Here is a 12,789-nt window from a genome sequence, read left to right on the forward strand (position 1 = left end):
ATCCTGGTCAGGCTGTGCCTAGGCAGTGCTGGGCACTGTCCGAGCCGCCGTGAAACGCCGAGGGTGGGAACCCACCGGAACGGTTCCGGCTTTCCGATTCACAGGAGCGCATCACTCATGACTGTCCTACTTGGCCGTACCGGCATGGAGATCACCCGATTGGGCTTTGGTTCGTGGGCCGTGTCGGGCTCGGGCTGGACCTTCAGCTGGGGCGCCACCGACGACGCCGAGTCGGTCGCCGCGATCCGCCACGCGCTGGACGCGGGCGTCAACTGGATCGACACCGCCGCGGTGTACGGCCTGGGCCACTCGGAGGAACTGGTCGGCAAAGCTATCGCCGACCTGCCCCAAGCCGACCGCCCGTACATCTTCACCAAGGTCGGCCTGGTCTGGGACCCCGACAACCCGTCGGCCGCACCTCGGCGGATCATGAAGCCCGCCAGCGTCCGTCGCGAACTCGAGGACTCGCTGCGGCGGCTGGGCGTCGACCACATCGACCTGTACCAGGTGCACTACCCCGACACCGGCGAGTCGCTGGAGTACGCCGGTGGCGGTTTCGGGGCGGTGTCGCCCAACGCCACGCCGCTGGAGGAGTACTGGCAGGTCATGGCCGATTTGAAGGCCGAGGGCAAGGTCCGGGCGATCGGGCTGTCCAATCACGCGCCCGACCTGCTCGAAGCCGCCGAGCAGGTCGCCCATGTCGACGTCATCCAGCCCCCGTTCTCGGCGATCAACCGATCGTCCGCGGCCGAGATCGCCTGGGCACGCGCGCATGAGACCGGCGTGATCACCTATTCGCCGCTTCAGTCCGGCCTACTCACCGGGGCCTTCTCCGCCGAGCGCGTGGCCGGCCTGCCCGCCGAGGACTGGCGGACCGCGCACGCCGACTTCACGACCGGCCTGACCGCCAACCTCCAGCTCGCCGAGGCGCTGTGGCCGATCGCCGAACGCCATGGCCGTACCGTGGCCGAAGTGGCCATCGCCTGGGTGCTCGCCTGGCCCGGCATCACCGGAGCCATCGTCGGCGCACGCAAGACCGCCCAGGTGGACGGCTGGATCGGCGCGGGATCGTTCGAGCTGACCTCTGCCGACATCGAGGAGATCGCCACCGCGATCACGGTCTCCGGCGCGGGCAGCGGCCCCGCCCGCCACGCATGAAGGAGACCGGGGCCATGTCTCTCGTCGTCATCGCTGAGTTCCTCGCCGCACCCGGGCAACACGACCGGCTCCGCACAGCGCTGGAGGCCATGATCGAACCATCCCTGGACGAACCCGGCTGCATGGCCTACCAGCCCTACACCGATCCCAACAACCCCGCCCGCATGGTGGTCGTCGAGCAATGGGCCAACCGGCAAGCCCTCGACGAACACTTCACCACCCCCCACCTCCACCACGCTCGGCAGGTACTCGACCAGATCCTCGCCGAACCCCTGACCATTCGGACATTGGTCGAAGCCCCGACCGTATGAACGAGCCACCGCCGGGCACGCACCCCGTGCCCGGCGACTTGGCCATGATGAGCTGGAGCGGCGACCTCGGGCGTCATCTTCGCGCGCAGCTGTAGCGGCAGCGTCAGTCCTGGTCCGCCGGGGCCGCCGGGGTTGGTCTGGATGATGCCGCGCCGGCGTGCCGGGTCGGTGGCTTCAGCCGGGAGATGGCCACGGCGATGGTGCGCTGGCCGGGGTTGGCGTAGTCCAGCGGGACGGTGAGGCGGGCGCACTCGGCGCCGGCCTCGGCCAGGCTCTGAGGGCGCTGCTGACGGTCGCGACCGTGACGGCAGGCCTGGCCCTGCCCGCCGCCGAGCGCGCCATTGGCCGCAACGTAGGGATGGGCGGGGGCGCGGTTCGATCCCGCGGGCTGGCCGGCCGATGGTGCTGGCTACCGCACCACCATCGGCCGGCCAGCCCGTAGGAAGGAGGGTTAGGGCAGCGGGGTGGCTGCCTCGACCCGGTTGAGGTGCACGATCACGTCGAAGGCCGCTCCCAGGGCCAGCGGCCGGTTGAACTGCTCGGGCACGTAGGTGGCCGGGATGGTGAAGGTCGGACGGGCGGTGTCCAGCCACGCTCGGGTGGACGGGGTACGGCCGGCGCGGCGCAGGTCCACGTAGTAGTCGCGGTAGCGTACCCGGTCCAGGACGGCCTCGCTGCTGTCCGGGACGGGGGCGCCGGTGTCGAAGACTGCGACCTGGCCGGTCTTGGGGTCGATGGCGCGGAAGCGGCCGCTGTGGATGGTGGTGCCGATCGCCACATAGGAGGTGCCGGCCAGGGAGCGCAGGACGGCGCCCTGGGTGACCGGGTACTGGTGGGGCCAGGCGGAGACGTAGCCGATGTGCCCGTTGTGCGCGGCCGCCACGGTCTTGGTGCCGGTGTGGCGCTGCCACCACACGGTGTTCTCGGCCATGGCCCGGTCACGGTGACGGTGCAGGGCCGACCCGTCCAGTGCGTACATGGTGGTCATCTGGACGATGACGCGGGCCTCCTGCAGGACCGTCGGGCTCACCTTTCCGCTGTCGTCCAGCAGGCGGTAGGCGGCCTGAGCGTCGCCGGCCAGGGCGGCGCGCTGCTCGGCCGGCAGTGTGGCCAGGGCGTTCATCCGTTCGGCCACCCCGGCGGGCAGGGCGAGCAGGCCCGCGTAGCGGCGACGCAGTTCGGGCTCCAGCGACGGCTCGTGCTTCTCGGCCCAGGCGAGGATGCGCCGGTACTGCTCGGGGTGGACGTCGCCGATGTCGAATCCCATCACGCGCAGCTTGCGTGAGGCGGTGCGGTTGTAGTCGCGCATCCACTCATACAGGTCCATCCATTCCTGGGTCTTCCACGCGCCGTAGGACTGCTGGAACTCCTCGGCCATGATCGTGCGCAGGTCGCCCTTGCCGGTGCGCACGTACGCGTCCAGGCGGACGCCGGCCGACCAGGTCGCCTCCAGCGCCAGCGTGGTGAAGCCCTGGGTTTGCACCAGGTGCCGGAACATCCGGTGCCGCAGCGTGAACAGCTCCTTCGAGCCGTGCGTGACCTCGCCGATCCCCACGATGGCGGCGCCCTTGGTCATCGCCGACAACGCCCGCAGGTCGCGGGACTGACCGCTCGGGACGGTGCCGCGCAGTTCCTGGGCGTTGCGCTCAAGGTCCGCCACCACCCGCTCCTGGCCGGCGCCGACGGCCGCCGTGGAGACGCCGGCGGGGGCGGGGGTGGCGAACGCCGGAGCGCTCAGGCTCGTCAGACAGGCCGCCAGCGCCAGGGTGACCGGCACGGTACGACGCAGAGTGTTGCTCGACAAGATAGATCCTTACGTTGGGTGTCGGATGAAGCAATCACCAACGTAGGGAGCGGCGCGGGCGGTTTCGATCCCGCCCGCTGGCCGGTCGATGGTGGTGCTGGCTACCGCACGCCGCCCGCGGTCCAGCTCACAAGGCCGTTTCCCTGAGGCCGGGTGGCAGAGGCCGCTTCAGGCGCCGAGGTAGCGCAGCACGGCGGCGACCCTGCGGTCCATACGGTCGCTGGGAGCCAGGCCGAGCTTGGCGAAGATGTTGCGGATGTGCTTGTGCACCGCCCCCTCGGTGATCACCATCTTGTCGGCGATGGCCAGGTTGCCCAGTCCTTCGGCCATCAGCGCGAGCACCTCACGTTCGCGCGGGGTGAACTCCTCCAGGGGGTCGCGGCGGCGGGTGAACAGCTGGGCCACCACGTCCGGGTCGATGGCGGTGCCGCCGCCGGCGACCCGGTTCAGCGCCTCAAGGAACTGCTCGACCTTGCCGACCCGCTCCTTGAGCAGATAGCCGACCCCGTGCGTGCCGTCGGCCAGCAGGTCGGTCGCGAACGCCTGCTCGACGTGCGCCGACAGCACCAGGACCCCCAGGCCCGGCTGCAGGCGCTTGGCCGCCACGGCCGCCCGGATGCCCTCGTCCGTGTGGGTGGGCGGCATGCGCACATCCACCACCGCCACATCGGGCCGGTGCTCTTCGACCGCGGCCAGAAACCCCTCGGGGTCGCTCGCGGCCGCGGCCACCTCGATGCCCTCCCCGCTCAGCAACAGCACCAGGCCCTCGCGCAGCAGCGCGTCATCCTCAGCGATCACGACTCGCACGGCAGTTCCACCTCGATCACAGTCGGCCCCCCATCGGGGCTGGTCAGCGTCATTGTTCCGTCATGGGCCTCGACGCGGCGGCGGACGCCGGCCAGCCCGGTGCCCGCGTCATCGCGGGCACCGCCCTTGCCGTCGTCACGCACCTGGACGCGCAGCACCGGGCCGACACGTTCGACGAGGACCTCCGCGTGCTGGGCGCCGCTGTGTTTGCCCACGTTGGTCAGCGCCTCGGCCACGGTGAAGTAGGCGGCGCTCTCCACCGACAACGGCACCACGGCGAGCTCACCCACCCGTACCCGGCAGGGCACCGAGCATCCGGCGGCCAGCGCGTCCAGCGCGCCAGCCAGCCCCTTGTCCTCCAGGATCGGCGGCAAGATCGCGCGCACCACGCCGCGCAGCTCCGCCAACGCCTGCTCGGCCGCGCTCCTGGCACGCTCCAGGGCGTGCGCGGCCCGGGCGGGATCGCGCTGCAGAGCACGCTCGGCCGCGGCCACCGTGACCACGACCGCGTTCAGCCGGTTCTGCGCGCCGTCGTGCAGGGCCCGCTCGATCCGGCGCAGTTCGACGGCGTGCGCGCGCAGCGCCCCCGCGCGGGTCACGGTCAGCTGCGCGATGCGTTGCGACAAGTCGATCGAGGCGTGCGGGACCAGCAGTTTCCTGGCGGGCAGCGCCTGCAGGCGCGCCAGCGCAGGGAAGAGGCGGATCAGGGCGACCACGACGGCCAGGCCGATCACCGAGGTGGCGATCGCGCCCGGCCAGGTGGTGACCGGGACGGCGAAGTTGGTGAGCTGATCCTCGCGCGCCAGAAACTGCCAGTAGAGCGGGTAGGTGACTTCCCGCAGCGCCGCCACCGGCATGAGCAGCCCGATCAGGCCGCAGGCCGGGCCCACCACGGCGTAGAGGACCAGCCAGCCCAGATCGCGCCAGGTCGCCGGGTCGGCACGGGCCGCCCGCATCCTGGCAGCCCAGCCTCGGGGCAACTGCTCGGCAGACATCTGGTACGGGCTGACGATCTCGACACCCGCGCCGGCCAGGCGCCTGCGTTCCCACTCGGCCGCGCCCCTGGTCATCGCGATCATCGCCGGCACCAGCGCCAGCCCGACCCCGACCAGGCTCAACGCGGCCACCACCAGCCAGCACAGCGCGACGACGACGGCCATGAACGCGGTGCCCAGCCCTCCGGCCAGCCGTTCCAGACTTTCAAGGATTCCCCGCAACACTGGCGCCATGGTAGGTGAAAGGGGACACATCTTGCTCCAGCCCGCTGTACCACGGCTCGGCAGCGTGCGGGATTTCCGCAGATCGGGCCCGTTTCTAGGGTTCTGGCCATGACCGACCCCTATCGCATCTCCAGCCCTGACTCCGACCGCGCCACGCCGCGGCCCACCACCTCCCGGCACGCAGCGCGCAAGCACGCGCTGAGCAAAGGCGCTCTCGCGCTGCGCGCCCTGCTCTGGCTCGTCCTGATGGCCAGCGCGGTCGTCAACCTGATCGCCAACAGCATCGGCCGCGCCTGGCCGCTCGGCCTGGCCTCGGGCGGCGTCGCCGTCGCGTGCATCGCCGCCCTCATCGTGCACCACGTGAGCAGGCGCAAGGCATGAACCACGTCGTCACCCTCACCGGCGTCACCAAGAAGTAGGCCCACTGCTCGGATAGCTATCACCGAAGGAAGGGCAGGGGCGTTCCCGCAGGTCGCAGTGTGTAGCCGATCCTCACTGGGGGCCGGGTTTCGGTCCAGGTGTTCGGGGATGAGTCCGGCCCAGGGCTGCGCGATAACGCGATGAGCGACGTCTCCCCAGCTCACAACGCCGAGTCCTGGAGCACCCGCGGGCCCACGCCGAGACCGTGCCGGAGCAGACAGGAGACCTGTATCTCGTAGCACCCCGCCAGGCGCTCCAGCCAGGAGGTCAGTGCCTCTCCCGGGGCGGGTGCCGGATGCATCGGCCACCGCCGCAGCGTCAGGTCGATCACGCCAGCTCGCGCTCGAACAGCCTCCGCCGCTCGCTCGGTCCGCTGGAGCCGGCCAGCAGCAGGGTCCGGTCGTTGACGGCTTCCTCGCCGCAGGTGATCGCCGCGGCGGCCGCGCTGGTCAGCAGCGCGGTCAGCTCACCGATCGTGCCTTCACTGCGGGTGATGAGGTGTTCGGCCATCTCCGGTGTGGCGATCGGCGACGGCGAGCGCAGCGGGAACGCCGCGACGAAGCTGGCCAGCAGTGACCGTGCCTCCTCATCGGTCTGCCATCGCGGCAGGACGAACGGCTCAAACCGGTCCTCCAGCTGATCGTCCGATCGGATCGCCAGGTAGGCGTCCCGGGCGCCGACTCCCACCACCGGGATCTTCAGCTGATGTCAGTGCCCCGCGGAGTGGATGTCAGTACGGCTCACACACGTTCGCTGGCCGGACCGCACCGCGTATCACCCCTGGTGTGTCGGCCAGCTGTCGCGGGGTCGGCAAGATGCGCAGCACCTCGTCGATCTCGCGCGGAGGATCGGCCTGCCTGCGAGGTTCCAGCTGGCCAGGGACCGCGGGGGCGCACCGCACATCGCCCCGGGGGTGCGGCGAGGGGGCGTCCGGCGGCTGTGAATACCCTGGGGTGCTCATTCACACGTCCAACGCCGGGGAGTCTCCACCGTGTCTTTCGCGCCGTCGCTTGCCTTCGCCTTCGAGATTCGGGCCCAGATCGCGCCGACGCTGCACATTGGCCACGGCGACGGGGAACGCACCGAGTTCACCCCGATCGTCGGCGGAACCGTCACCGGCCCACGGCTGCGCGGCACGGTGCTCCCCGGAGGCGGTGACTGGCACAGCACTCGCGGCGAGGTGTGCGAGCTGGACGCGCGCTACCTGATCCAGGCCGACGACGGCGCGGTCATCGACATCGTCAACCGCGGCTACTACCGACCCGGTCCGGAAAGCCCGGACCAGCACGACGAGGGCCTCCAGGTGACGCACGCCGGCCTCTACTACCGGACCTCGCCCGTCTTCCGTACCGACGCCGCCGCCCACCGATGGCTCGCCGAGACCGTGTTCGTCGGACTCGCCCGCCCCGAAGGCGAGAGCGAGGACGTCGTCGCGATCCGCATGTACGAGGTGCTGTAGCCCGCCCTGCGGCAGCGGAACGGCCGCCCTGTCGGTGTCCGTCGTGACCGCCGGCTCGCTCCGGAGCTCAGGGGCAGAAGCTGCGGCGACGCTCGGAATGCATGCGCCTGGACGGCCGGATCCGGCTCATACTGCCCGTGTCGCCGCCAGGAAGGGGCATGTCCGGAGGCGACACCAAGGTGTGACGGAGAGGCAGTACGACCACCCGCGGCCTGAGGTGTTCCGCGCTTGGACGGCTCCAGAGGAGATGGCGCTGTGGCGCGGCAGTCCCGGTTGGCACGTGGAGCCGGATACGGTCACGTCCGATCTGCGGCTCGGCGGACGTCACCACCACGTCAAGGTCCGTGACAACGATCCCACTACCCGGGTGACGACCAATGCGGTGTTCATCGAGTACTTCGAGCCGGATGTCTTCGTCGCACGCCAGCGGATCACGGGTGACCCTGGCATCGACCAGGCCACCGGCCCGCGAACCGGCGCAGCCGGTACGTCCGCTACGACATCGACGAGGAGGAACACGGCGGCGTCAACGACATCGCCACGGAGTGGCCCGGTCTGCGCGGCACCATCTTCACCAGCGACATCGAAGCGGTCTGTCCGGTCGCCGGCAGCTTCAGCGACGTCTACCTGTTCAAGGGCGACCAGGTCATCCGCTACGACGTCCGCAACGAAACGGTGCTCCACGGCGGCCCCTGGGACATTTCCGTCGCCTTCCCCGACCTGAAGGACACCACCTTCGACTCCGGCCTGTCGGCCGCCTGCCTGGTTCCCGGCCTTGTCGGCGCCTTCACCGTGTTCTGCGTCTTCAAGGGCGACCGCTACATACGCGTCCGCAAGCAGAGCTTCTGGCCCGGCCCGGCCACCGCTCACCCGCCTCCCGCACAGGACCTCACGGTCTGAGCGAGAGGCGCCCGGCACGCTGGCACGACAGCGTAGGCCCGAAAGTCGAGCGTATGGCGTTAGGTCGGCTCCCGGTCGCGGGGCTGGCGGGCTCTGTACTCCTGGGCACGGGCGGCGAGTTCCCGGAAGAACACCGGTGGTGGTGTGACCTGGCCCTCGCGCCCGATCGGGGAGGGTGCCAGCGGTATGAGCAGATCGGTGTTGGGTGAGTGCAACCACAGGGCAACCTGGTAGAGCTCGGGGATCCGCAGGAGTCGGAGATCGAACCCGGCCAGTTGGAGCTGCGGCAGGGCTCGTGCGGCTCTGACCGCGGTCGCGGTGGCTCCAACGGATGAGCTTCTGTAGAACGTGGGCGGGAAGGTGCGTTCCGGCGTCTCGGAGACTTCGGCGCCGGCGAGCACATTGCCGCCGGACTCCAGCAGGAATCGCCAGCCCACCGGCTGCGCCGTTTCCAGGCCGCCGCCGGCCTCGATGTCTCGGACGAGCAGGGCGAACACCCGGTGTGGGGTGGACACCTCCACGTCATCCGGGGCGATCTCGCCCAAAAGTTTCGGGCCCTCTCCGCCGGCTCTGGCGATTAGGCCGAGCTGGGAGCGTGTTTCGTCCCGGATCCGTCCCGGCGGTTCAGGCATGTTCAACGGCATTGCAAAGCTCCCTGAGGCTAGTTTCGGCGAGTCTTGAAGGTCCGGTTCCAGGTGCCGTTCGCGCCGCCCGGGTAACCGCCGAAGAGCGTCTCCCATGCGATCCACATGATGGGAGAGTCCTCCATGCCCGCGTATACCCCGCCCGTGTCCTCCCACGGGTCATGCACCCATACGTGCACCAGCTCACCGGTCTGCGGGCGGTAGCTGTACCCCCAGATGTTGACGATGTGGCCGGAGAGGCCGCCACCCCAGCCGATGTTCATCATGACTGGGCGTCCGGCGTCTATCTCCGCTTTGACCTCGTTCTTCGTCAACTCCCTGAGCCTTCTGACCTCCACCCACCTGTTGCCCACCCACGTCGCGTCGACGGAATATCTGTCACCATCGGCAACGGGGACCTGGACCCCGGCTTGCTGTAGCGGCCCGAAATCCGGCCACCAGCCCTGGTTGCAGTCCCCGCGTAACTCGCCATCCGGGCAGCAGCGGAACGGTCGCTGGTCGGCGAGCCTGGAGTCGTCCCTGTTGAGGACTGCGGCGGCGAATCCGCACTGGGTCCAGACCTGCGCGTTGGCGTAGAAGTTCGCGATGCTGATCGTCGTCGCGTTCCAACACCAGAGTGTTTTTTCCTGGTATTGACGCCAGCGCCAGTATGTCGAGCCGAGACTCTTGACCATTACGCTCTCGTCTGGTTGTGACACGCGACGTCATCCCTTCACTAGGCCGGTTACGTCGCCGCCGTCTTCTCGTAGAAGCCCCACCGTTGCGCCTCCTGACCGGGGCCCGGGAGGGCCCACGCCGCTCCACGTTCCAGGTGAGCCGGTCCAGGGCGTCGACGAGGTCGACGTCGGCGCCGGGTACCTCGCCGCCGTCGTGCCGGGCCCGGCGCGGCCGCAGTCCGGCGATGTCGCCGACGCTGGCCACCAGCGGCGCCGGCGGTGCCAGTCCCGATGCTGGCTGGAGGTTGACGGTCCGGCGGGTGGTCGGATCCGCAGGGGCCGTCCCCAGCTTCCGGAGCGCTGCCGGGGGCATGTACCGCGGTCGGCTCGATCACATCGCCGCTCGCCGGACCCGTCGGCGCCGCGGCGGACATGACGGCCGAGGTCGGCGGTGGCCCGGATCGGCTGATCATCTGTTGTCCTGGGCGGTGTGGGGCCGCTCGGCTGCTCGAGTGCCGCCCCCTGTGTCACGCCGGGCCGGACTGGCGGCCAGCTGGGCATCGCGGCGGGCGAGCAGCTCGGGCAGCGAGGCGTGCAGCGGCGGCCAGTGGCACCGGTCCGGATCGACGGCGCCGCCGGGCAGCCGTCCGTGCAGCAGGCTCATCCGGACACCGATGTGCTCCGGTCCGACCACGGCCAGCCAGCCGGCGCACAGGCGGAAGGGGTGGGCGGTGTCCGGCTGGTCCTTGTGGCAGGCCATGCGCGGCGCCGAGGTCAGCCGTGCCACGTCGGCGGCCGTGGTGTCGTCGCGGCGCATCACGCCCCGCTGCGCGCGGCGCAGCCGCAGCATGTCCTCCTCGCTGGACGCGGTGTGTGACCGCGGTTGCGTGACGAGCACGGCGCGCGGCATACCCGGATCTCGGCACCGGGCGGATACAGGCTGTGCGATGGCTCGGGATGCGGGCGAGCGGTCCGTGGCCCGCCTACGTACCCGCCGTTGCGACCGCTGGTCGCCCGTGAGCGTAGCGGTTGCGCATGGCGTCGCTGGCCGCAGGACCCGCTGCGAAGACGTAGGCATGGCTGTCGTCGAGTCGGCGGCCGGTCCTGGCGTCAACGACCACGGGCTCGACCTCCTCGCCGCTTTCCGCGTCGACGAGAATCATGCTGCGTTCGTGCGGCTCCAGCCGGGAATTGCCCCACGCGGCCAGGGCGACGATTACCGGGCGCAGGGAGCGCCCGAGGTCGGTCAGCACGTACTCGCGGCGGACCGGGTTGGTCTGGTAAGGCCGACGCTCCAGCAATCCGTCCGTCACGAGGGACTTCAGGCGGGCCGAGAGCATGCTCGAGGAGATGCCCAGGTTCTCATGGAACTGATCGAAGCGGGTGTAGCCATCGAAGGCGTCGTGGAGGATCAGCAGCGTCCACCACTCGCCGACATGCTCCACCGTCGTGGACAGCGGGCACTCCCGGTCCTCCAGCCTGATGCGGCTCACCACGGTTACCATCCCTTCGGTTACTGCTAAAGTCGAAGTCAGTAGCTTCTACTTTAGCAGTAACCGAGCGTCGCACCGTACGTGCGCACCAGGGATCGGAAGACACCATGACCAGCCCCATCAACGAATCACTCGAAGGCCGCCGCGCCCTGGTCACCGGCGGCACCAAGGGCACTGGAGCCGCCATCGCCCGGCGGCTCGCCGAGGCAGGCGCCGACGTGCTTGTCACCGCCCGCAGCCGCCCCGACAAGGTCGAGGATAAGACCTTCATCGCCGCCGACCTGTCGACCGCCGAAGGGGCCGACCGGGTGATCGCCGAAGTGGGAGCACGCCTGGAAGGTGTCGACGTCCTGGTCCACACGCTCGGCGGCTCCGAGGCGCCGGCCGGCGGATTCGCGGCGCTCGGCGAGGAGGACTGGGCAAAGGAGCTCAACGTGAACCTGCTGGCCGCCGTCCGCCTGGACCGCGGCCTTTTGCCTGGCATGATCGCGAGCGGCAAGGGCGTGATCCTGCACGTCACCTCGATCCAGCGCCGCATGCCACTGTGGAACGGCACCCTGGCCTACGCAGCAGCCAAAGCGGCGCTGACCACCTACAGCAAGGGCCTGGCCAACGAGGTCGCCCCACATGGTATCCGTGTCAACACCGTTTCTCCGGGCTTCATCCAGACCACCGCCGCCGACAACCTGGTCGCCCGGATCGCCCAGGAGGCCGGCGTCACGCAGGAAGCCGCCCTGGGGCGGCTCATGGACTCGCTCGGCGGCATTCCCCTCGGCCGCCCCAACCGACCGGAGGAAGTTGCTGAACTCGTCGCTTTCCTCGTCTCCGACCGCGCCTCGGCCATCGTCGGCGCCGAACACGTCATCGATGGCGGCACCACCCCCACCGTCTGAGCCCCAGTTAAGAGGACCGTCATGCCGAGCCATCAGCCCCACACCATCGCCCCGAGCGACTTGCCCGAGACGATCACACGCTACCTGAGGGCCCACAAAGACCACGACACCGCCACCGCAGTCACCGCCTTCACCAGCGACGCCACCGTGACCGACGACGGCAGGACGTACCAGGGCGCCACGGCAATCGAACAGTGGCTGAACCGCTCCGCCACCGAATTCACCTACACCATCGAGCTCACCGATGCGCAGCAGACTGATCCGACCCACTACGTCGCCACACACCACCTCGAAGGCAACTTCCCTGGAGGCAGTGTCGACCTGCGCTATCAGTTCGCCCTACGCGACGACCTGATCGAGCGTCTGGTCATCGAGACCTGATCGCCTGGGCGTCTCGATCCCGCACTCGGATGAGCTCTTCCGTCCGGCGGCTTGGCCGCGCTTTCATGAAGCCTCCGCCTGGTGCAGGTGCCCCCAGGTACGTGCCCCGGCGTAGGAGGCACCGAAGCGCGGTCAGATCCAAGTACGGTGCTCAGTCACAGTTGGAGGTCGAGCCCGGTCTTGGCGATGAGACCCTGGAGGAGGCGGGAGCGGTACTGCATGCGTTTGAGCCGTGTCTTCACCAGCGCGGTGAGCTGCTCGAGGCTGTGTTTCGTGAGGTTGGCCAGCGACCTCTTCAGGTGCGACCACACGCCCTCGACGGGGTTGAGCTCGGGAGCGTACGGCGGCAGCTGATAGACGGTCAGCCATAATCGGGCGGCGATCAGCTCGTGCATGGCGCGGCTGACGTGCGTGTTCAAGTTGTCCCAGACCAGGACGATGGCGCCGAGCTGCTGGTGCGCGGCATCCAGCAGGTGGGCGGGTGACGTCGTTGCGGTTGCCGCCGGTCAGGATCACTGCGAGGGGGATGCCGGTGGCGTCGGTGATCCGGTGGTGCTTGCTGCCGGGACGTCCTCGATCGACCGGGGACGGGCCGGTCTGTGCCCCCCTTTTAGGGCTCTGATGTGGGAAGAGTCCACCACAG

The 12,789-nt window shown here is 69.6% G+C and carries 17 protein-coding genes and 2 pseudogenes; 8 read left to right on the forward strand and 11 right to left on the reverse strand.

The window, feature by feature from the left end; genetic code table 11:
- The first annotated feature begins 117 nt into the window (after window positions 1–117).
- Both ACWEVS_RS43250 and ACWEVS_RS43255 read left to right on the forward strand, forming a co-directional pair.
- On the forward strand, window positions 118–1,158 hold the full coding sequence (locus ACWEVS_RS43250) for an aldo/keto reductase (RefSeq protein WP_452556747.1): 1,041 nt from the start codon (window positions 118–120) through the stop codon (window positions 1,156–1,158).
- A gap of 14 nt (window positions 1,159–1,172) precedes the next feature.
- Window positions 1,173–1,469 carry a putative quinol monooxygenase gene (locus tag ACWEVS_RS43255; protein ID WP_449929881.1) on the forward strand — a complete coding sequence of 99 codons (297 nt, stop codon included), beginning with the start codon at window positions 1,173–1,175 and terminating at the stop codon, window positions 1,467–1,469.
- A 451-nt stretch (window positions 1,470–1,920) separates the two neighbouring features.
- Here ACWEVS_RS43255 and ACWEVS_RS43260 read toward each other — a convergent pair whose 3' ends face one another.
- The 3 genes from ACWEVS_RS43260 to ACWEVS_RS43270 form a co-directional block, all read right to left on the reverse strand.
- Window positions 1,921–3,273: an erythromycin esterase family protein gene (locus tag ACWEVS_RS43260; protein ID WP_452556749.1), complete on the reverse strand. Its 1,353-nt coding sequence runs from the start codon at window positions 3,271–3,273 to the stop codon at window positions 1,921–1,923.
- 168 nt (window positions 3,274–3,441) lie between these two features.
- Window positions 3,442–4,080: a response regulator transcription factor gene (locus ACWEVS_RS43265; RefSeq protein ID WP_449929875.1), complete on the reverse strand. Its 639-nt coding sequence runs from the start codon at window positions 4,078–4,080 to the stop codon at window positions 3,442–3,444.
- Window positions 4,068–5,300 carry a sensor histidine kinase gene (locus tag ACWEVS_RS43270; RefSeq protein ID WP_452556751.1) on the reverse strand — a complete coding sequence of 411 codons (1,233 nt, stop codon included), beginning with the start codon at window positions 5,298–5,300 and terminating at the stop codon, window positions 4,068–4,070. The genes ACWEVS_RS43265 and ACWEVS_RS43270 overlap by 13 nt, the downstream gene beginning before the upstream one ends.
- A 108-nt stretch (window positions 5,301–5,408) precedes the next feature.
- Here ACWEVS_RS43270 and ACWEVS_RS43275 point away from each other — a divergent pair, with 108 nt between their 5' ends.
- A complete protein-coding gene (locus tag ACWEVS_RS43275) occupies window positions 5,409–5,681 on the forward strand; it encodes a hypothetical protein (protein WP_449929871.1) in 273 nt (90 codons plus the stop codon).
- Window positions 5,682–5,880: 199 nt separating this feature from the next.
- Here the strand turns inward: ACWEVS_RS43275 and ACWEVS_RS43280 are convergent, their stop codons facing one another.
- Both ACWEVS_RS43280 and ACWEVS_RS43285 read right to left on the reverse strand, forming a co-directional pair.
- A complete protein-coding gene (locus ACWEVS_RS43280; protein WP_449929869.1) occupies window positions 5,881–6,051 on the reverse strand; it encodes a hypothetical protein in 171 nt (56 codons plus the stop codon).
- Window positions 6,048–6,422 carry a TniB family NTP-binding protein gene (locus ACWEVS_RS43285; RefSeq protein ID WP_452556763.1) on the reverse strand — a complete coding sequence of 125 codons (375 nt, stop codon included), beginning with the start codon at window positions 6,420–6,422 and terminating at the stop codon, window positions 6,048–6,050. Before ACWEVS_RS43285 ends, ACWEVS_RS43280 begins: the two co-directional genes overlap by 4 nt.
- A gap of 289 nt (window positions 6,423–6,711) precedes the next feature.
- Between ACWEVS_RS43285 and ACWEVS_RS43290 the strand changes: the two genes are divergently transcribed.
- The 3 genes from ACWEVS_RS43290 (at window position 6,712) to ACWEVS_RS43300 (ending at window position 8,079) form a co-directional block, all read left to right on the forward strand.
- The gene (locus ACWEVS_RS43290) at window positions 6,712–7,179 is read left to right on the forward strand and encodes a DUF3237 domain-containing protein (protein WP_452556753.1); all 468 of its coding nucleotides are present in this window, start codon (window positions 6,712–6,714) and stop codon (window positions 7,177–7,179) included.
- A 247-nt stretch (window positions 7,180–7,426) separates the two neighbouring features.
- Window positions 7,427–7,903: a hypothetical protein gene (locus tag ACWEVS_RS43295; protein WP_452556755.1), complete on the forward strand. Its 477-nt coding sequence runs from the start codon at window positions 7,427–7,429 to the stop codon at window positions 7,901–7,903.
- Window positions 7,828–8,079 carry a hypothetical protein gene (locus ACWEVS_RS43300; RefSeq protein WP_452556765.1) on the forward strand — a complete coding sequence of 84 codons (252 nt, stop codon included), beginning with the start codon at window positions 7,828–7,830 and terminating at the stop codon, window positions 8,077–8,079. Before ACWEVS_RS43295 ends, ACWEVS_RS43300 begins: the two co-directional genes overlap by 76 nt.
- 59 nt (window positions 8,080–8,138) lie before the next feature.
- On the opposite strand, the gene ACWEVS_RS43305 is transcribed toward ACWEVS_RS43300, so the two are convergent.
- The 4 genes from ACWEVS_RS43305 to ACWEVS_RS43320 form a co-directional block, all read right to left on the reverse strand.
- Entirely contained in the window at window positions 8,139–8,594 is a 456-nt protein-coding gene (locus ACWEVS_RS43305; protein ID WP_452556757.1) for a hypothetical protein, read from the reverse strand.
- Window positions 8,595–8,740: 146 nt separating this feature from the next.
- Complete coding sequence (locus tag ACWEVS_RS43310) at window positions 8,741–9,397, reverse strand: C39 family peptidase (RefSeq protein WP_449929863.1); 657 nt, start codon at window positions 9,395–9,397, stop codon at window positions 8,741–8,743.
- A 451-nt stretch (window positions 9,398–9,848) separates the two neighbouring features.
- The gene (locus ACWEVS_RS43315) at window positions 9,849–10,277 is read right to left on the reverse strand and encodes a DUF6283 family protein (protein WP_452556759.1); all 429 of its coding nucleotides are present in this window, start codon (window positions 10,275–10,277) and stop codon (window positions 9,849–9,851) included.
- A gap of 85 nt (window positions 10,278–10,362) precedes the next feature.
- Window positions 10,363–10,875: a winged helix-turn-helix transcriptional regulator gene (locus ACWEVS_RS43320; protein WP_452556761.1), complete on the reverse strand. Its 513-nt coding sequence runs from the start codon at window positions 10,873–10,875 to the stop codon at window positions 10,363–10,365.
- A 104-nt stretch (window positions 10,876–10,979) separates the two neighbouring features.
- Here ACWEVS_RS43320 and ACWEVS_RS43325 point away from each other — a divergent pair, with 104 nt between their 5' ends.
- Window positions 10,980–11,765: an SDR family oxidoreductase gene (locus ACWEVS_RS43325; protein WP_379575548.1), complete on the forward strand. Its 786-nt coding sequence runs from the start codon at window positions 10,980–10,982 to the stop codon at window positions 11,763–11,765.
- A gap of 21 nt (window positions 11,766–11,786) precedes the next feature.
- Window positions 11,787–12,146, forward strand: a complete 360-nt coding sequence (locus ACWEVS_RS43330) for a hypothetical protein (protein WP_452419476.1) — start codon at window positions 11,787–11,789, stop codon at window positions 12,144–12,146.
- A 155-nt stretch (window positions 12,147–12,301) separates the two neighbouring features.
- Here the strand turns inward: ACWEVS_RS43330 and ACWEVS_RS43335 are convergent.
- Together ACWEVS_RS43335 and ACWEVS_RS43340 are read right to left on the reverse strand one after the other, a co-directional pair.
- A pseudogene (locus ACWEVS_RS43335) lies at window positions 12,302–12,634 on the reverse strand (transposase); the annotation flags it as partial.
- Window positions 12,624–12,789 (reverse strand): annotated as a pseudogene (locus ACWEVS_RS43340) (transposase); the annotation flags it as partial. The pseudogenes ACWEVS_RS43335 and ACWEVS_RS43340, both read right to left, overlap by 11 nt.

This window comes from Nonomuraea sp. NPDC003754, assembly GCF_053605785.1.

Bases quoted from the DNA above. Each gene is read 5' to 3' on its own strand.
- ACWEVS_RS43250 (WP_452556747.1), top strand. From the start codon at position 118: ATGACTGTCCTACTTGGCCGTACCGGCATGGAGATCACCCGATTGGGC.
- ACWEVS_RS43255 (WP_449929881.1), top strand. From the start codon at position 1,173: ATGTCTCTCGTCGTCATCGCTGAGTTCCTCGCCGCACCCGGGCAACAC.
- ACWEVS_RS43275 (WP_449929871.1), top strand. From the start codon at position 5,409: ATGACCGACCCCTATCGCATCTCCAGCCCTGACTCCGACCGCGCCACG.
- ACWEVS_RS43295 (WP_452556755.1), top strand. From the start codon at position 7,427: ATGGCGCTGTGGCGCGGCAGTCCCGGTTGGCACGTGGAGCCGGATACG.
- ACWEVS_RS43310 (WP_449929863.1), bottom strand. From the start codon at position 9,397: ATGGTCAAGAGTCTCGGCTCGACATACTGGCGCTGGCGTCAATACCAG.
- ACWEVS_RS43325 (WP_379575548.1), top strand. From the start codon at position 10,980: ATGACCAGCCCCATCAACGAATCACTCGAAGGCCGCCGCGCCCTGGTC.
- ACWEVS_RS43330 (WP_452419476.1), top strand. From the start codon at position 11,787: ATGCCGAGCCATCAGCCCCACACCATCGCCCCGAGCGACTTGCCCGAG.